The organism is Collinsella aerofaciens, from assembly GCF_015553355.1.
GTDB lineage: Bacteria > Actinomycetota > Coriobacteriia > Coriobacteriales > Coriobacteriaceae > Collinsella > Collinsella aerofaciens_V.
Map to the genome: position 1 here is coordinate 43,635 of NZ_JADNGN010000009.1, position 18,273 is coordinate 61,907.

General features: G+C 60.6%; 12 protein-coding genes and 1 pseudogene. 5 read left to right on the forward strand and 8 right to left on the reverse strand.

The features are described 5' to 3' along the window. Positions 1-2: 2 nt before the first annotated feature. The 4 genes from I2D57_RS03860 to I2D57_RS03875 all read right to left on the reverse strand — a co-directional run bounded on the left by I2D57_RS03860 (position 3) and on the right by I2D57_RS03875 (position 5,634). Entirely contained in the window at positions 3-821 is an 819-nt protein-coding gene (locus tag I2D57_RS03860) for a PTS mannose/fructose/sorbose transporter subunit IIC (protein WP_006235195.1), read from the reverse strand. A gap of 18 nt (positions 822-839) precedes the next feature. Beyond that, positions 840-1,829: a PTS sugar transporter subunit IIB gene (locus I2D57_RS03865; RefSeq protein ID WP_006235196.1), complete on the reverse strand. Its 990-nt coding sequence runs from the start codon at positions 1,827-1,829 to the stop codon at positions 840-842. Positions 1,830-2,233: 404 nt separating this feature from the next. Further along, positions 2,234-2,662 (reverse strand): hydrogenase maturation nickel metallochaperone HypA/HybF, encoded by a 429-nt coding sequence (locus tag I2D57_RS03870; protein ID WP_195361545.1) that lies wholly within the window; start codon positions 2,660-2,662, stop codon positions 2,234-2,236. Between the two features lie 194 nt (positions 2,663-2,856). Continuing rightward, positions 2,857-5,634, reverse strand: a complete 2,778-nt coding sequence (locus tag I2D57_RS03875; RefSeq protein WP_195361546.1) for an FAD-dependent oxidoreductase — start codon at positions 5,632-5,634, stop codon at positions 2,857-2,859. Positions 5,635-5,823: 189 nt separating this feature from the next. Between I2D57_RS03875 and I2D57_RS03880 the strand changes: the two genes are divergently transcribed. The 3 genes from I2D57_RS03880 to I2D57_RS03890 all read left to right on the forward strand — a co-directional run bounded on the left by I2D57_RS03880 (position 5,824) and on the right by I2D57_RS03890 (position 9,297). Continuing rightward, entirely contained in the window at positions 5,824-6,486 is a 663-nt protein-coding gene (locus tag I2D57_RS03880; protein ID WP_195361547.1) for a TetR/AcrR family transcriptional regulator, read from the forward strand. A gap of 63 nt (positions 6,487-6,549) precedes the next feature. Beyond that, positions 6,550-7,557, forward strand: a complete 1,008-nt coding sequence (locus I2D57_RS03885; protein WP_195361548.1) for a DUF5692 family protein — start codon at positions 6,550-6,552, stop codon at positions 7,555-7,557. A 237-nt stretch (positions 7,558-7,794) separates the two neighbouring features. Further along, a complete protein-coding gene (locus I2D57_RS03890; protein ID WP_195361549.1) occupies positions 7,795-9,297 on the forward strand; it encodes a hypothetical protein in 1,503 nt (500 codons plus the stop codon). A gap of 73 nt (positions 9,298-9,370) precedes the next feature. Here I2D57_RS03890 and I2D57_RS03895 read toward each other — a convergent pair whose 3' ends face one another. The 3 genes from I2D57_RS03895 to clpB form a co-directional block, all read right to left on the reverse strand. Next, positions 9,371-10,723: an ATP-binding protein gene (locus tag I2D57_RS03895; RefSeq protein ID WP_195361550.1), complete on the reverse strand. Its 1,353-nt coding sequence runs from the start codon at positions 10,721-10,723 to the stop codon at positions 9,371-9,373. A 321-nt stretch (positions 10,724-11,044) separates the two neighbouring features. Beyond that, a complete protein-coding gene (locus I2D57_RS03900) occupies positions 11,045-11,239 on the reverse strand; it encodes a hypothetical protein (protein ID WP_229055616.1) in 195 nt (64 codons plus the stop codon). Positions 11,240-11,373: 134 nt separating this feature from the next. Next, a complete protein-coding gene (clpB, locus tag I2D57_RS03905) occupies positions 11,374-14,001 on the reverse strand; it encodes an ATP-dependent chaperone ClpB (protein WP_195361552.1) in 2,628 nt (875 codons plus the stop codon). Positions 14,002-14,469: 468 nt separating this feature from the next. Here clpB and I2D57_RS03910 point away from each other — a divergent pair, with 468 nt between their 5' ends. After that, a complete protein-coding gene (locus I2D57_RS03910) occupies positions 14,470-15,138 on the forward strand; it encodes a hypothetical protein (protein WP_195361553.1) in 669 nt (222 codons plus the stop codon). Positions 15,139-15,402: 264 nt separating this feature from the next. On the opposite strand, the gene I2D57_RS03915 is transcribed toward I2D57_RS03910, so the two are convergent. Then, a complete protein-coding gene (locus tag I2D57_RS03915) occupies positions 15,403-17,703 on the reverse strand; it encodes a hydratase (RefSeq protein WP_195361554.1) in 2,301 nt (766 codons plus the stop codon). A 307-nt stretch (positions 17,704-18,010) separates the two neighbouring features. Here I2D57_RS03915 and I2D57_RS03920 point away from each other — a divergent pair. Next, positions 18,011-18,273: pseudogene (locus I2D57_RS03920) on the forward strand (IS110 family transposase); the annotation flags it as partial.

Consider the following 18,273-nt stretch of genomic DNA (forward strand, 5'->3'; position numbering starts at 1 on the left):
TCCTACTCGTAATCGTTCAGAATGTCGCCGAGCGGGTCGCCGGAGCCACCGCCCATGCCGCCACCCTGCTTGGCCAGATCCTTAAGGCCAAGGTAGATGAGGGCAAGGGAGATGCCGATGAGACCAAGGGCGATCAGCGTGAGCTGAGGGATGGCAGCAAGGACAAAGCCGAGGACGAAGAACGGCCAGGTCTCCTTGGTGGCCATCATGTTGATGACCATGGCGTAACCGACGGAAGCGACCATGCCGCCGCCGACAGCCATGCCGCCGGACAGCCAGTCGGGCATAGCGTTAAGCGCGTTGGTAACGGCCTCGGCCGGGATGACGCACAGAAGCACTGCCGGGATGGCGATACGAAGGCCCTGCATGAGGATGGCAGCATACTGCCAGCGCTCGATGCCGGAGAAGTCGCCCTTCTCGGCGCAACCGTCCATGGCGTGAGCGATAGCGGTAGCAATGGTACGGCAGATCATGGTCAGGAACAGACCAGCGACCGACAGCGGGACGGCGACGGCGATAGCGGTGGTAACGGCCTTGGCCGAATCGGTGGCGCCACCGTTGAGGGCGAGCACCATGATGATCGAAGAAGCGACCGAGGCCAGAGCGGCGTCAGGCGCGACAGCGGCGCCGACGTTAGCCCAGCCAAGGGCCATCATCTGGAGCGAACCGCCCAGGAGGATGCCCTCCTGAAGGTGACCGGTTACGAGACCGATAAGCGTGCATGCCACGAGCGGCTGATGGAACTGGAACTCATCCAGAATGCCTTCCATACCGGCAAGCAACGCGACAATCGCAACAAGCAGAATAGTGATTGCAGACATGTATCGGACCCTCCTTTACTATGCTTGAGCGGCCAGTTCGGCCTTAGCTTTCTTCAACATGGCGTCGAGATCCTCGGAGGAATCCGAAGGAACCTTGCGGACCTCGAACTTGACGCCCTTGGCCTTGAGGGCCTCGAGAGTCTTAACGTCATCATCGCCCATAGCGACGGCGTTGGTGACGACGACCTTGCCCTTGGAGTGAGCCATGGAACCGATGTTGACTTCCTTGATGTCGACACCGGCCTCGATGGCCTTGAGCAGATCCTGCGGGTTCTCAAAGAGCAGCATGGCCTTGGTGTCACCAAAGCGCGTGTCCTTGACGACCTCGGCCATCTTCTTGATGGGCACGACGTTGGCATGGACTCCCGGAGGGGCAGCCTGCTCGATCATGGTCTTGCGGAGCTCGTCGTGAGCAACGCCGTCGGAAACCACGATGATGCGGTTGGGGTTGATCTGCTTGGTCCACGTGGTGGCCACCTGACCATGAAGCAGACGGGTGTCGATACGGACGTGGGCAATCTTGATGTGCCCGTCGCCGATGACCGTTCCCGGAGGGATGGCGCCTGCAGGAGCAGCGGCGGCCGCAGCCGGCTTCTTCTCCTCGGGCTCCAGAGACTCGGGCTTGACGCGCACGCCAGCCTTAGCCTCAGTCACGAGATGTTTTGCGATCGCATGTGCAGTGTTCTTTGCGTCAAAGCGCTGCGAATATGCCTCGATGAGCATAGGCAGGTTGACACCGGTGACGATAGCCCAGGAATCATGGCCCTCGATGAGCCCGCTGATCTGGTTGAACGGCGTGCCGCCCCACAGATCAACGAGGAAGAGCACCTGCTCCTGGTCCTCGAAGGAAGCGATTGCTTCCTCGACCTTGGCACGGAAGTCGTCGGGGCCCATGCTCGGCTCGAGCGAGACCACGGCAACAGACGGCTGATCGCCAAAGACCATCGAGCCCGTCTGCTTGATTCCAGCTGCCAAGTCCCCGTGGCTAGCAAGAACAATACTTACCATCACATAACCTCCTTTTTGTCTACGTATTTCCTACACGACATGAAAGGAGTATACCTGTTTGGATTGTGGAATTATAGCTAAATTCGCAAAAGGTTGGATTATTTGTTTAAACGTCTAAGTTTGTTGCAAATTGATTACATTACTGTTTTTCGACTCATTACCTGATAAAGCGTCGCTCATCAATCTATGTATTTTATAGATACAAGCAAGCTGTTCATTAATATCGATATTAAGCAAATGCGAATGTGCTCGTACTGTCACTATTTTGTTTAAACAGACGTGGCTTGACTATTTGCACGACTTATGCTCAACAAAACTACTCAAAAAAGTTGCGGTGAAATAGTTCTTGTTTAAGAGTCAGAAGGGGGATTTAGGAACTATTTCACCGCAACTTATAGGGGATCCTAGGCGATGTGGAGGGGGTTGGCGGCGTCGACGGCGTCGGGGACGTCGCAAGGGCCGTCGGGGACAGCGTCTGCCGGATCCTCGTCGGGGGTCTCGATCTGTTTGATCATGACCTCCTGGCCCTGCAGCAGGTATGTCTCGCCGCTGCCGCAATGGGGACAGGTCTTGCCGTGCTCGACCGTCGCGTAGTCGCAGCCACACGCCTCGCAATGTGTCACGGCCTCGACGGGCTCCACGATAAGCTCCGCGCCCTCGGTGATAGGCTTTTTATCTGCTGCCCAGCGCCAAGCGTCGAGCAGCAAGTCGGGAACGACGCCCGAGACCTCGCCCAGTAGCAACGTCACGCTCGAAACGCGACGCACGCCATGAGCGCGCGCCACATTCTCGACATCGCGAATGATGTGATAGACGATTCCGAGCTCGTGCACTTTTAATTCCTTCCGCCGTTCTAACGAACGGCGGTCGGCTTGACGCTGCGCGAGTCCCAGACGGGCGATCTGCCTTTCAATCGTCGGGCATGGGCAAAAGCCCTATGCCCTCCTCTTTCAAGGCACCTCGCCACGCCTGGGACCCGCTCGCTGTCCAACCGCCCTCTGCGCCGTTCACTTACTTGTTAGGTCTCTTACTTCTTCCCAAATTTGATCTTAATTGCACGTTTCAATGCGTACTTGCCCAGGCTCGGGAGCTTTTGCTCGTATTTGACCATCGTTGAGCACTCGGGGCGGTCGCGATCCAGATGGATGGCGTCGAACGCGCACTTGGTGGTGCACAGGCCGCAGCCGATGCACTTGTTAGGGTCGACGATCGAGGCGCCGCAGCCCAGGCAGCGGGCGGTCTCGGCGCGCACCTGCTCCTCGGTAAAGGTCTCAACATACTCGCTAAACGGCGTAGCCTTCTCGCGTTCGCGGTCCACATGCGCAACCTCGCGGCTCGCGTTGTCGTAGCTCTCGAGCACAACGTCGTCGCGGTCGAGCGCGGTGTAGCGGCGCTGATTGCGGCCGATGGTGAGCGTGGAGCCCGGCTGCACAAAGCGATGGATGGACACCGCGGCCTCGTGGCCGGCGGCGATAGCGTCGATGGCAAAGCTGGGGCCGGTGTAGACGTCGCCGCCCACAAAGATGTCTGGCTCGGCGGTCTGGTAGGTCTGGGGGTCGGCAAGGGCACCCTGGCCGCGGCCGAGCTCCACCTTGGAGCCAGCCAGCAGGTCGCCCCACACAATGGACTGGCCAATCGACATGACGACACGGTCGGCATCGACACGGCGCAGATCGTTCTCGTCGTACTCGGGCGCAAAACGGCCCTCGTCGTCAAAGACACGCGTGCAGCGCTTGAAGGTGATGCCGCACACACGACCGGCCTCGTCCAGGTGAACCTCCTTGGGACCCCAGCCGCAGCTGATGTGCGCGCCGTCCTCAACGGCCTCGCGACGCTCCTCCTCGCTGGCGGGCATCTGCGCCTCGCTCTCCAGGCAGAACATCTCAACGTGCTCGGAGCCCAGACGGCAGGCGTTTCGGGCCACGTCGATGGCCACGTTGCCGCCGCCCACCACGATGGTGCGGCCGGGCAGCGCGTCGATCTTGCCGCTGTTAACCTCGCGAAGGAAGTCGACGGCCACGGTCACGTCCTCGGCATCCTCGCCCGGAATACCGGCAAGGCGGCCGCCCTGGCAGCCAATAGCCACGTAGAAGGCCTTAAAGCCCTGCTCGCGCAGCTCGTCGAGCGTCACATCGCGGCCGACCTCCACGCCATAGCGGAACTCGGCACCCATCAGGCGAATGATCTCGACCTCGGCCTCGATAACGTCCTTCTCCAGCTTAAAGCTGGGAATACCGTAGGTAAGCATGCCGCCCGGGCGCTCGTTCTTCTCGAACACGACAGGCTTGTAGCCCTTCTCGGCCAGGTAGAAAGCGCAGGACAGGCCGGCGGGACCGGCACCGATGATGGCGATCTTCTGATCGAAGCCGCCAGCGCGCGTCGGCGTCACCACGGGCGGGACATAGCGGGTCGCGGCATCAAGATCGCGCTGGGCGATGAACTTCTTGACCTCGTCGATAGCCACGGCGGCGTCCACACGGCCGCGGGTGCAGGCGTCCTCGCAGCGGCGGTTGCACACACGGCCGCAGATAGCGGGGAGCGGGTTCTCGCGCTTAATGAGTGCTAGGGCCTCGTCATAGCGGCCCTGAGCCGCGAGCTTCAGATAGCCCTGAACGGCAACGTGCGCGGGGCAGGCCGTCTTGCAGGGCGCGGTGCCGGACTCGTGCGTCTCGATGCGGTTGTCGTTGCGGTAGTTGGGCGACCACTTGGTGTGGTCCCACTTGGTGGCATCGGGCAACTCCTGGCGCGGATACTCGGGCACCTGTCCGCCCGCCTTCTTGCTGCAGAGCTTTTGGCCCAGCTTGGCGGCGCCGGCCGGACACACCTCAACGCAGCGACCGCAGGCCACGCACTTATCCTTCTCGACCTTGGCGACATAGGCCGAGCGCGACAGGTTGGGCGTGTTGAACAGCTGCGAGGTGCGCAGGGCGTAGCACACGTTGACGTTGCAGTTGCAGATGGCGAAGATCTTGTTCTCGCCGTCGATGTTGGTGATCTGGTGCACAAAGCCGTTGTCCTCGGCCTGGCGCAGGATGTCGTAAACCTCGTCGCGCGTCACGTAATGGCCGCGGTCGGTCTCGACCACGTAGTCGGCCATATCGCCCACGGCGATGCACCAATCGGCCGGGTCGTCGGCGCAGCCCTCGCCCATAACGCGACGGCTTGCACGGCAGCTGCAGGTGCTAGCGGCATACTTACCCTCGTATTTGTCGAGCCAGTGCTCGATATGCTCAATAGGCACCGACGTGCTCGCGGCATCGATGGCCTTCTCGACCGGAATGACATGCATGCCGATGCCGGCACCACCGGGCGGCACCATCGGCGTGGCCTTGGACAGCGGTCCCTTAGACGCCTGCTCAAAGAACTTAGCATAGACCGGATGCTCCTCGAGCTGGCTCACGCGCATGTTGAGGAACTCGGCGGAACCCGGCACCAGCATGGGCAGCACCCATTGCTTGGCGCGCTCGGGATTTTCCCAGTTGTACTCGAGCAGGCCCGTGTAGCTCATGTCGTCGAGCATCTTTTCGATATCGGCCTCGGGCATGCCGGTGAGCTTGACCATCTCGGGCAGCGTATAGGGACGGCGCATCTTCATCTTGCAGAGTACCTCGGCCTGCTCGTCAGTCGCGGCCTCGGCAAACGACCAGTACTCGTAGCCCAGCAGCTCGTCGCGATGCAGCAGGCGGTTAGTGCAGTGCTCGCACAGTTTGACGATGGCCTCGCGCGGATGCTCCGGCAGCGGCGGCACAAACTCCGCACCGATATCGGGCTCGGTGTAGCTAATCCCCGGTCCGTTGAGAATCATAGTCGTCCCTTCTCTTGCCACAGCCCGGCGAGACCGCGGCACCCCTCTTTTTGCAGGCCAGGCATGCCCCCATGCCGTTCACCCGCCATTAGTTGACATTGTGTCAAAAATAGTATTGACGAACCGTCAACAATATTCAAGACTGTTAGGCGAACGGTCAGGCAAAAGAGGACGAAAGGCGGCAAACGTATGGGCAACAACACAGCAGATACCTCTGTAGTCGATGCCGTCCCCGCGTCCGATAGCGCGGCAAAGCGCTTGACGGGCGACGAACGCCGTCGCGAGATCCTCGCCGCCGTGCGCACCGTGAGTTCCGAGCTGGGCGTGTCCCACCTATCGGTATCGGCCGTGACCAAGCGAGCCGGCTGTACGCGCTCATTGTTCTACCACTACTTTGCCGACATGGACGCCGCTGTCACCGCCGTCATGGACGAGGCGATCGACGGTTTTATCTCCGAGCTCGAGCAGTGGAATGCCAACCGCACCGTCGGTGATATCGAGGGCGCACTCGACACCGTCGCCCCGCTCTTTAAGCGCCTGGTCGTCAGCGGCCACGAGCTGCCGAGTACGCTCACCTCAAGCAGCGGCGCGCTCTACGGCGGCTTTTTGCACAACGTGGTCCAGCGTGTGGCGCAGTATATCTGCGACACCACCGTGGTGGATTTTGCCGCCCATCATGAGCTACGCATCGACCATGTCTACGAGACGTTCTACACCCTCATCATGGGGTTGTTGATGTATATCCGCACGCACCCCGATGTGCCCGACGAGACGGTCAAGGAAATCATCGCCTCGACACTCCACATCGAGGGCTATACCGCCAAGTATCCGGAGCGCAAGCCCCAGAACTGACGACATTTGGCCAAACTGCCCGCGATCAGAAGAGGGGCCGCGGGCGTGTGAAAGGAGAGCAGCATGCTGTTCGATGTTTGGGGTAGCGATACCCTTATCCACTGGGCCGGCTGGGCCATGGTCTTTATTGGCCTGATCGTGCTCAACGAGGTCGGCCGCCGCACCAAGCTGGGCGCGGCAATCATCTTTGGCGTGGCTCCGCTGGCCATGACCATCTACTGCGTCGCCATCGCCGTCGGCGTTTCGCAGGGTGCCGAGTGGGCGCTCACCAACCCCACCCATGTGTACCAGAACAGCTGGTTCCACTACGCCAAGGTGTACGCGGCGCTGGCCGGTTGCTGGGGCTTCATTGCCATTAAGTACCAGTGGGGCAAGATCGGCAAGGCGCATTGGTTCCGCGCGTGGCCGTTTGTGATCGTCGCCATCAACATCATGATCGCCGTCGTGTCTGACTTTGAGAGCGCCTATCACTTCTTTGTCCTGGGCGAGTCCACCTGGGTCACCTCCGAGGGCGCCACGCAGCTGGCCGGCTGGAACAACGTGTTCAACGGTATCGCGGGCATCATCAACATCTTCTGCATGACCGGTTGGTGGAGCGTCTACGCCTCCGAGGACAAGACCGACATGCTGTGGCCCGACATGACCTGGGTCTACATCATCGCCTACGATATCTGGAACTTCTGCTACACCTACAACTGCCTGCCCACCCACTCCTGGTTCTGCGGCTTTGCGCTGCTGCTGGCGCCCACCGTCGCCGCCTTTATCTGGAATAAGGGCGGCTGGATTCAGAACCGCGCCTTTACGCTTGCTATTTGGTGCATGTTTGCCCAGGTGTTCCCGTACTTCCAGGAGGAGTCCATCTTTGTGACCCACTCCACGCTCGACCCCGGCGCCGCCACCGCGGTCTCGGTCGCCGCGCTGGTCGCCAACGTTGCCGCGATCACCTACATCGCCTACCGTGCCAAGAAGCTCGGCCGCAATCCCTACAAGCAGGATGTCTTTGAGGGCACCAGCGACTGGGAGAAGGCCACCGCTCGCCGCGCCAAGGTTGATTACGCGCACGCTGAGTAACATGTTGGTCGCTGTTGGCACTTGGGCATAGGCCCACCTGCCAGGCTTTTCAATCCAATGTCTCGCAGAGCCCCCGGAAAGCGTTTCGCTCGCTTTTCGGGGGCTTTTGTCGTTGCGTCTCTATTCATCTATTCAAAAACATGCGCATATATAAAATCGGATTTCAAATCATGCGGCGGCTCTATGGGGTCCCGTTTTTGGGTACATTGTTGTCCCGATATTGAGCTTGGGGGATATATGAAAGATGAGACGACGGGCCAAGAGGATGCGGCCCAAGATGCAGAAGCTTGCGCTGAGGCCCTGGAGAGCCTAGACCGGATTGCGCTGGCCGAGATTGCGTTTGACGATCCGAGCGTTGATGTGCGGGATGAGCCGGAAATCGAGGCGCAGCCCGATGATCAGGATGCAAAAGACGATGGCGCCGCGCCCACCGAAGACGAGGCGGGGCACGAGGAATCCGAATGCGAGGTCAACGACCAGCCCGAATCCGACACGAGCGAGGAAACCATCTTACTCGACAGCTTGCCGGCCGAAGATTCGCTGACCCGCGAGCTTCCCGGCCTGGGCTCCGCGCCTGCCGTGGACGAGACCATCGCCATGGGCGATATTCCCCTACCGTCCGTTCCTTCGGCACGCGAAGCCGAGGTTCGTCATCGTAAGATGCCGCCCAAGCGCCGCAACCTGATGGTTGCCGGCGTTGTGGCCGTCGCGCTCGTCGCCGGCGGCGCAGGCTATGCTGCCTGGAACGGATATCAGCAAGAGCAGGCTGCCGCTGTCGCCGCCAGTGCACACACGATGATGTCGGTGCAGATTGGCGTGCATGCCGCAGGGCTCGACTGCTCAACTGGTTCCAAGATTCCCGTGCAGGTGAGCGGCCAGGATTCCGACGGTTCTTCCGTGAGCGAAACGCTCTACGTTGACGAACACGGTCGCGGCATTAAGCTGCTGCCCGGCGACTATACGCTCTCCATCGCTGGGTCCCCCATCGCAGCCGACGGTACCATTTACACCGTGCCGACCACCAAGGCGCAGGTCACCATTAAGAGCGATGGGCAGGATTTGAGTGCCCAGGCCACCTTTAAGCTCAAGGTGCCTTCGGCCGACACGGTGACTGACGACCAGATCGATGCCGCCGCCAAGTATGCCGAGGAAGGCGGGGTGAACTCCGCCGCGGTCGCAAAGGTGCTCCAGCAGGCGGCAACCGCGCGCCGTGACGCCGCCGTCAACGCCGTGAGCTCCCGCGAGGCACAGGCGGCCCGCGACGCCGATGCTCGACATAAGGCAACGGACCTGTATCAGCTCGATATTCCCGTTGAGTGGTACGGCAAAGTCGCGACTTGGCAAAACGGCAGCACGCTGTGCATTTATCTGGACGGCGACACCAACACACCGCTCGTGACGCTCGTCGCGGTGCGCGAGGGCGAGAGCTTTACGCCCGATGAGGGCGACGCGGTTTTGGGTGCCGCAAACCTCGGCAACGGCTACACCGTCTACGCCAGCGGCCCCGTCTATCCGTACGTGGTGCCCCAGACCATCAACGGACGGACGCAAGACCCCGTGTCGACCTACCCCATGGATACGGCGATTGAGCTTGTCGAGCTCACGACCGGCAACCGCTACACCTATAGCCAGATCAAGAACGTGCTGGTCGGCAAAGACGGCAAGGCCGACGCCGCCACCAAACTCGAGACCGACTACCTCGCCCAGATTCTCCTGCCGAGCATCAAGGCCCAGGACTAGCCGGGCGCATCATGGTGCTCCCCAACCGTGATAAAGGGGCCAGGAGGTCCTGGCCCCACAGATCCGTAGATGATTAGGCAAGGAGCCACTTCCATGCGGGCACAACGTGTACCGCACCGTGCTCGCATGGAATATCGGCCTGCTCATCCATGGTAACGATTGCCGACTCGCCAAGATCGAACTGGGCCATCGAGGCATCAAGCGCGGCAATTTCGCGCTCGCGCGTTTTCTCACTTGCCATATCCACACTCACCTGAATCAGGCTATAAGCCCGCATGAGAAGTGCGTCCCCAGCCACAAAGTCCACCTCATGGCTTTTGCTCTTCTCTTTGATCAGCAGGCGGCAGACCGAGCCGGTCCTCACCGCGGGAGTCCTTCTTCTTAGCGCATTGAACACTGCGGTCTCGAGCCTCTGGCCCTGGTCCAATGCCGATGCGGGAGAGAATGCTCCAAACATCGCAGGGTCGACAGCGTAGACCTTAGACGCAGACCGCATGTTATTTGCCAATGAACGCGTGAACTCCGGCACAGAAAATAACAGGTAGGCATCCTCATAATACTCAAGTAAATCGCTGAGCGAATTACGGCTGACGGGTATCTGTCTGCTCTTGAACTCGTTGTACACCTTGTTCACTGACAGCTCTCGTCCAGAAGATGCCATAGACCGCGTCAGGAACAGTGAGGCCAGGCGAGGGTTCTTGACGTCGTAGCGCTCAACGACATCCATGGCGACCGTTCGCGAAGCATATTCCTGTAGCAGCTGAATCGCGTCCGCGGGCGTCTGCTCAAGCGTCGCGATGAATCCCCCTCGTTCAAGATATCCGATCAGATGATGTCGAAGCAGCGCTGCATCGCTTGGGGAAAAGGTCGCATCTGGCTCGAAAACGCTCCCCGTCTTATACCGAACGTATTCCGAAAAACTCAACGGAAAAAGCTCCCGTATAAGAGAACGACCCCTGAACTCGCTCTTAAGCTCTGAGGACAGCATCTTGGAAGAAGATCCCGTCACATAGACGGTCGCTTTCTCCGTATCGACTACACGCCGCAGAAACGCACCCCATTCGGGAATTTCCTGGATCTCGTCAAAGAAAATGTAAGCGCCCTCGGTTCGAGCAGCAGGATACAGCGCATAGAACGTGTCGAGCACGTCCGCCAGCAGCGATGACTCATACGGGCGCAAGCGCTCGTCCTCAAAATTAAAGTAAAGCATCCGGTCAAGCTCGACGCCCCGGCCCTGAAGCCGCTGCATCTCCTGATACAGGCGATACGTCTTTCCACAACGGCGGGCCCCCACAACCACATTTACGATGTTGTCGCGCTTTGGCTCCTGTGGGTTTTCCAGATCAAGGTCTCGCTCAAAGACCTGCGGAACCCCCTGCTGTTCAAAGTCCTTTATTTTCTGGGCGATCAAGTCGTTGAATGCCATGATTCTCCAATCTTGCTCTCTAGCTAATCAAAATTATACTGATTCTTGATTAGCTAGAGAGCAAGATTGTGTGTAGTTTGATTAGCACTTAAGCAAGTTTTATCACCGTTATTGCTCCGAAGGATATCGAGTGGCTAAGAGGACAACCGAGCTCGAATGCGACTCCCCGAGCAGTCAATTTGGGACGGGGCTTTTTTGACTACCCTCCCCTGCAGAAAAATCCCTAACGCAGTTGCGGTGAAATAGGGACTGTTTTTGCTGGTCAAACTGCAAAACAGTCCCTATTTCACCGCAACTTATTGGTGGCCTTTTGGGTGGCACTCAGCGCCACGGATCGGCTTCGAACATCGGCTCACGCTCGGGGCGGCGATCGCTGTAGGGATCGTAGCCGTCATCGTCCTCGTTCTCGGCGCGAATGTAGGGATCGCGCGGCTTGGGCGCCGGCTTAGGTGCAGGCTTGGGTGCGGCGGGTGCAGCATCGGTCGCCGACGTGTTCGTCTTGTTCTTGTCTATCATCTGCATATCTCCTTGCCATGCAATCGTGCTCGACATCATCGATTGTCGCACGAAAAAGGGCGGCGGACCCAATTGGATCCGCCGCCCTTGGCGTTTAGAAACGGCTGGCAGATTTTAAGGCATGTCCCAAAAATCTACTCGGCATCGGGGACCTCGTAGGTGGCCGCCGGCGTGTTATCGCACACGACGGTAAAGCCGCCGTCCTTATCGACATCGACCGTCACCTGATCGCCCTCGCGCACCGTGCCGTCGATGATGGCGGCGGCGATGGCATCCACGACCTCGCGCTGGACCAGACGCTTGAGCGGACGGGCGCCAAAGACCGGGTCCAGGCCGCCCACGGCGAGCATCTGCTTGGCCGCCGGGGTGATGGCAAGCGTCATGCGCTCCTTGGCCAGACGCGCGCGGACGTCGGCAAGCTGGATGTCGACGATCTTCTCGATCTGCGCCATGCCGAGCGGATGGAACACCACGATGTCGTCGATACGGTTGAGGAACTCGGGGCGGAAGGTCTGAGCCATGGCGGCGTCGACCTGATGGCGCATCTCCTCCTCGTCCTTGCCCGAAAGCTCGGCGATAGCCTTGGAGCCCACGTTAGACGTCATGATGATAATCGTGTTCTTGAAGGACACCTGGCGACCCTGGCCATCGGTCAGACGGCCGTCGTCGAGCACCTGCAACAGCACGTTAAAGACATCCGGATGGGCCTTCTCCATCTCGTCGAGCAAGATCACGGAGTAGGGACGACGGCGCACGGCCTCGGTGAGCTGGCCGCCCTCGTCGTAACCCACGTATCCCGGGGGCGCACCGATCAGACGCTGGACGCTGAACTTCTCCATGTACTCGGACATGTCGATACGCACGAGTGCGCGCTCGTCGTCGAACAGGCACTCGGCAAGCGCCTTGGCGAGCTCGGTCTTACCCACGCCGGTGGGGCCCAGGAAGAAGAAGCTGCCGATGGGCTTGTCCGGATCGGAGAGACCCGCACGGCTGCGGCGCACGGCCGCGGCAACGGCGGAGACGGCCTCGTCCTGACCGATGACGCGCTTATGCAGCTCGCCCTCCAGGCCCTTCAACTTGTCGAGCTCGCCCTGCATCATCTTGGACACAGGCACGCCGGTCCAGGCGCTCACGACCTCGGCGATCTCATCGGAGGTCACCTGTTCGTTGAGGCCCTCGCCGTCCTGCTGCTTTTGTGCCTCGAGCGCGGCCTCGGAATCCTGAATCTGCTGCTGCAGGCCCGGAATCACGGAGAAGCGCAGCTCGGACGCACGGCCCAGGTCGCCGTTGCGCGTCGCGCGCTCCTCTTCGCTCTTGGCCTCGTCGAGCCGGCCCTTGAGCTCCTGCACGTGGTCGATGGCGTTCTTTTGGTTGAGCCAGCCGGCCTTTTGCACGTTGAGCTTTTCCTGGACCTCGGCGATCTCCTGACGTAGGGCCTCCAGACGCTCCTTGGAGGCGTCATCGGTCTCCTTCATGAGTGCCTGCTCCTCGATCTGCAGCTGGGTGAGCTGACGCGTGGTGGCGTCGATCTCGACCGGCATGCTGTCGAGCTCCATGCGCAGGCGGCTTGCGGCCTCATCGACCAGGTCGATGGCCTTGTCGGGCAGGAAACGGTCGGCGATGTAGCGATCGGAGAGGTCGGCAGCCGCCACGAGCGCGCTATCGGTGATATGCACGCCGTGGAAGATCTCGTACTTCTCCTTGAGGCCACGCAGGATCGAGATGGTGTCCTCGACGGTAGGCTCGCTCACCATAACGGTCTGGAAACGACGCGCGAGCGCCGCGTCCTTCTCGATGTACTTGCGGTACTCGTCAAGCGTGGTCGCGCCGATCGCGTGCAGGTCGCCACGGGCGAGCGCCGGCTTGAGGATGTTGCCGGCGTCCATGGAGCCCTCGGTGGCACCCGCGCCCACGATGGTGTGGAGCTCATCGATGAACAGGATGACCTTGCCTTCGGACTTTTGGACTTCCTTGAGCACGGCCTTCAAGCGGTCCTCGAACTCGCCGCGGTACTTGGCGCCGGCGACCAGCGCGCTCATGTCGAGCTCGATGAGGTCGCGATCGCGCAGCGTGCTCGGCACGTCGCCGGCTACGATACGCTGGGCGATGCCCTCGACGATGGCCGTCTTGCCGACGCCCGGCTCACCGATGAGCACGGGGTTGTTCTTGGTGCGACGGGACAGGACCTGGATGGTACGACGGATCTCGTCGGTACGGCCGATGACCGGGTCGAGCTTGCCGGCGCGGGCGAGGTCGCAGATGTTGCGTCCGTACTGCTCCAGCGCCTCAAACTGCGTCTTGTCCTCGGCAGACGTCACGCGATCATCGCCACGTAGCTCCTCGTAGACTTGCTCGATGCGCTCCTTGGTCACGCCGGCGTCGCACAGAACGCGGCCGGCCTCGCCCTTGTCCTCGGCAAGCGCCATCAGCAGATGCTCGGTCACCACAAAGCTGTCGCCCATCTTGGTGGCCTTCTTCTCGGCCTTTTCGATGACGCGGACGAGCTCGTTGGACAGGCCTATCTGCTGGCCCTCGCCCGAAACCTTGGGCGCGTGGTCGATGGCATCCTGCGTGGAGCGTGCGAGCTGAGCCGGGTCGGCACCGATGCGCTCGATAATCACGGAGATATTGCGCTCGCCGGCACCAAGCAGGGCGGACAGCAGGTGAATCGGCTCCACCGCGCCGGCCTGCGCGTCAGCAGCCGTGCTCATGGCGGTCTGCAGCGCCTCGCGCGACGTCATTGCTAGCTTATCGATTCTCATGGAATCACCTCTCTTGGGGTGGCCGCCCTACGGGGCGGCTTCACGTTGTTCGAGAAGTATTGTTGCCAGCTTTGCGCGATCTTATACATAAATCTAAGTCTCTATATATAAGATTTTCTGAGTGATTGATGGATAGGGTACTGAGATGTCAGCCCGCCGCTGCCCAGGCGTACTACCGTCTCGATCTGTAACATCTAGCAGCCATTTTTGATCCTAGATGTTACAGATCGAGAGAAAATGACCAGCGGCAACCGTTTGTCTCAATCTGTAACATCTACTCGGCAAATTAGGGTCTAACTGTTACAGATCGAGACAAACCGAGAAGCACCGCAAAGGGGACAGGCACCTTTGTGGTGGTTTTCGACGCTAACGGTCGACCATCTCGCGCCATGAGATTAAACTTGAATTGTTCTCTGAACATATCCATTTCTGCCTATCCTCAACAGATCTTTGTCTCGAGGAGCGCATATGAAGCCGCCTCATTCCACCGGTCGCAACGTCATCGCCATTCTAGCCATACCCATCGTGATGCTCTTCCTTATCGCCATCACGCCCTTTTCCCTTGGTATCGCCTCGCCCTTCGATTTATGCGGAATGGTCGACGCCGGCTCGCGTGCCACCTCGCTCTCCTTTATCTGTCGCGGCGTGTTCTACGAAGATGGAATTCCCACCGGAATTTGGCGGTCAAAGTTACCGCTGCTCGGAACGATTGATGGATGCTTCCCCCATTTCAGCCTTGAACCTCAGACGATGAATTATTTGATCGACGACCAGCCCCTCGACTCCATCACCCTCGCCTACGACTACGCACCAAACACCGATGAGCGCCACATGAACCAAGTCCTCGACAAGATGCTTGGACAGTGCGGACTCACCGAGGAGGCCGGTCGAACTATCTATAGCAACCAGAAATTAAAGCGAACAGAACTCCGCCGTGTCGGAAAAATCAAAGGGCGAAACGGGGCCGCCTACTGGGATGCCTGGGCAACACGCGACAAGGGCGAATTCGGACACAGCACCTATATGGTCACCGTCTACACCAGAGACGGAATCAAGGACAATGTTGACGATTTCGCGTCATCCAAACTCGGCATCCCCAAAACAACCAAGCCCGCCAGCCCAGATGAAATCCTGTAGAGACGCTCATTAGAATGTCGTTCAGCGAGCACGGCAGCATCGAGCTCGCCCACCACCACCACGAAAGGGGCAGGCCCCTTTGTGGCGGTTTTCGAAAAAAGAAACCGCCCCGATAACAGGGGCGGCATCAAGCAAGTCTATTTATTAGCGTCCCTCAAGACCCAACGAGAACGTCGCGGTAGCCCCGGACACACCTTTCCCTCGGGCGACCCTCGCGAAGCGCGTGAGCACGAGGGAAAGGTGTGTCCGGGGCGTACAGCAACGTTACTCGGCAGCGGCCTTGAACTTGTTGTAGTTGATCAGGCAGCCGGCCTTGACGATGGCACGCTCCTCTGCCGTCATATCGGCAATGTAGAGCTCAATCTGCTCAACCGCACCGTCGGCACGCACCACGTAGGCAGCGATGTTCTTCAGGTCGCCATCGAGCGCGGCACGGATACCCGGCACAAAGACGTAGTCGCCCACCTCAAAGTTGGGCTCGGCCTCCATCTGGAAGGGCACCATGCCCCAGTTCATCACGTTGGAGCGATAGCGCTTGGTGGCGTACTCGTGGACGATGTTTGCCAGGCCGCCGATGACGCGCTGGCAGCTCGCAGCCTGCTCGCGAGCAGAACCGTCACCGGACTTCTTGGCATAGAGCATGGAGCCGTACTCGGTCGCCTTGGCATCGGCCGCGACGCCCGCGCCGGCCAGCGCCTCAAACACGCCCGCAAGCTCGGCATCGAGTGCCGCCAGGTCGCCCGCGGCCTCGCCGGCCACGCGACGCTTCTCCACGGCGTCGACTTCCTTGGAGCGACCCACGTAGGCAGGGTCGCGGCGGCTGAGCGTAAACTCGGCCAGGCCCAGCGGGTTGGAGCGGAAGGAGCTCGTCTCGCCCGAAGGAATAAGCTCGTCGGTCGTGGTGACCGGGTCCATGATCTTGGAGCACACCTTAAGCAGGATGTCGTCGCCGAGGGGCTCCATCGCGGGCCACGGCTTGATGTTGGGACCCTCGACCAGCTCGTCGGCAGGCTCCGCCTTGCCAAAGCCCCAGTACACGCGCTTCTTGTACGGTGCATCGTCAAAGGTGTACTCGCAGGCCTCGTCCCAAGTTTCCTCGGGCAGGTCGGTCGCTGGCGTCAGGATGCCGCCGTTGGCAGCCGTCGCCGCAATGGAGCGGGCGTCCATCAGGGCCACGGCGCTCAGCTGGCCATTACCCGGCTTGGAACCCTCGCGGTTGGGGAAGTTGCGCGTGGTGTGGCGGATGGACAGGCCGTTGTTGGCAGGCGTGTCGCCGGCACCGAAACACGGGCCGCAGAACGCCGTGCGCACGATCGCGCCAGCCTCCATGAGATCGTAGATATAGCCGCGGCGTGTAAGCTCGAGTGCCACGGGCTGGCTCGTGGGATAGACCGACAGCGAGAACTCGCCGCAGCCGGTGTTGGCGCCCTTGAGCACGCGGGCGGCCTGGACCACGGAGTCGTAGTTGCCGCCCGAGCAGCCGGCGATAACGCCCTGCTGCACGTGCAGCTTTCCGTCGACGATCTTATCGAGCAGGCTAAAGTGCGTCTTGCCTTCGCCGATCTTGGCAGCCTCGAGCTCCACCTCATGCAGGATGTCCCCGAGGTTCTCGTTGAGCTCGTCGATCTCAAAGCCGTTGGAAGGATGGAACGGCAGCGCGATCATGGGCTTGATGCTCGACAGATCGACCTCGACGCAGCCGTCGTAGTAGGCAACATCGGCGGGCTTGAGCTCGCGGTAGTCGTCGCCGCGGCCGTGCATGGTCAAAAACGCGTGCGTGTCCTCGTCGGTGGCCCAGATGCTCGACAGGCAGGTGGTCTCGGTGGTCATGACATCGATGCCGTTGCGGTAGTCGGTCGTCATGCTCGCGATGCCGGGGCCCACAAACTCCATGACCTTGTTCTTAACGTAGCCCTTGGCAAAGACGGCTCGGATGATGGCGAGCGCCACATCGTGCGGGCCGACGCCGGGACGCGGGGCGCCCGTGAGGTAGATGGCGACGACGCCGGGATAGGCGACGTCGTAGGTGTCACGCAGCAGCTGCTTTGCCAGCTCGCCGCCGCCCTCGCCCACGGCCATGGTGCCCAGGGCGCCGTAGCGGGTGTGCGAGTCGGAGCCCAAAATCATCTTGCCGCAGCCGGCGAAGTTCTCGCGCATAAAGGAATGGATGACCGCGATATGGGGCGGAACGAAGATGCCGCCGTACTTTTTGGCAGCCGAGAGACCGAAGACGTGGTCGTCCTCGTTGATAGTGCCGCCCACGGCGCACAGCGAGTTGTGACAGTTGGTGAGCACGTAGGGCAGTGGGAACTGCTCCATGCCCGAGGCGCGCGCCGTCTGGATGATGCCGACAAAGGTGATGTCGTGGCTCGCCATGGCATCGAAACGAATCTTGAGCGCCTCGGGGTCGCCGGACGTGTTGTGTGCCTGAAGGATCGAATACGCGATGGTGCCACGCTTGGCGTCCTCGGGCGTCTGCGTAATACCGCGCTCGGCAGCCTCGGCCGCAGGCACAACCTCGCTGCCGCCGCGCAGGTAGATGCCGTCCTCGTACAGCTTGACCATACTGTCTCCCACTCTGCCCAAAAGATTTGGGCTCATAGCATACATTCGTTCAATATCGTGCCATAGAACGGTTGCAAGTGGGTTACGAATCTGCACGTTCACTTTATCTCGGTAAAGCATGGGACGAGTCCGGTGTGGGCCGGCAGACTTGGCGCAAGGAGTGTCCCAAAGTGCCGGCACAGACGATATGAGCAGGACATAAAAACATTGAGAGCCCCTGCTGCATGAAAGACCGCGGATTAGGCCGACAATGGTGAGTGTCTAATTCAGCCGCGGCGGCCACGCCGCATTCATGGAAGGGGCTCCCATGCTCGATACTACCACCTTCGTCGGCCTCGACGTCCACGCCCGCTCGATAAAGGCAGTCTCCCTCGACGTCATGACCGGGGAGGTGCGCTGCGCGACCTTCGGCTACGACGCCGGGGCAGTCGCGGAGTGGGTGCGGTCCGTGGACCCCAGGGCCAGGTGCGTGTACGAGTCCGGGGTCACGGGGTTCGACCTGCAGAAGAGGCTCTCCGGCCTGGGGGTCGACTGCGTGGTCGGCGCCGTCTCGAAGATGATCAAGCCCAG

Bases quoted from the DNA above. Each gene is read 5' to 3' on its own strand.
- I2D57_RS03895 (WP_195361550.1), bottom strand. From the start codon at position 10,723: ATGGCATTCAACGACTTGATCGCCCAGAAAATAAAGGACTTTGAACAG.
- I2D57_RS03875 (WP_195361546.1), bottom strand. From the start codon at position 5,634: ATGATTCTCAACGGACCGGGGATTAGCTACACCGAGCCCGATATCGGT.
- I2D57_RS03865 (WP_006235196.1), bottom strand. From the start codon at position 1,829: ATGGTAAGTATTGTTCTTGCTAGCCACGGGGACTTGGCAGCTGGAATC.
- I2D57_RS03880 (WP_195361547.1), top strand. From the start codon at position 5,824: ATGGGCAACAACACAGCAGATACCTCTGTAGTCGATGCCGTCCCCGCG.
- I2D57_RS03885 (WP_195361548.1), top strand. From the start codon at position 6,550: ATGCTGTTCGATGTTTGGGGTAGCGATACCCTTATCCACTGGGCCGGC.
- I2D57_RS03860 (WP_006235195.1), bottom strand. From the start codon at position 821: ATGTCTGCAATCACTATTCTGCTTGTTGCGATTGTCGCGTTGCTTGCC.
- clpB (WP_195361552.1), bottom strand. From the start codon at position 14,001: ATGAGAATCGATAAGCTAGCAATGACGTCGCGCGAGGCGCTGCAGACC.
- I2D57_RS03890 (WP_195361549.1), top strand. From the start codon at position 7,795: ATGAAAGATGAGACGACGGGCCAAGAGGATGCGGCCCAAGATGCAGAA.
- I2D57_RS03910 (WP_195361553.1), top strand. From the start codon at position 14,470: ATGAAGCCGCCTCATTCCACCGGTCGCAACGTCATCGCCATTCTAGCC.
- I2D57_RS03915 (WP_195361554.1), bottom strand. From the start codon at position 17,703: ATGGTCAAGCTGTACGAGGACGGCATCTACCTGCGCGGCGGCAGCGAG.
- I2D57_RS03900 (WP_229055616.1), bottom strand. From the start codon at position 11,239: ATGATAGACAAGAACAAGACGAACACGTCGGCGACCGATGCTGCACCC.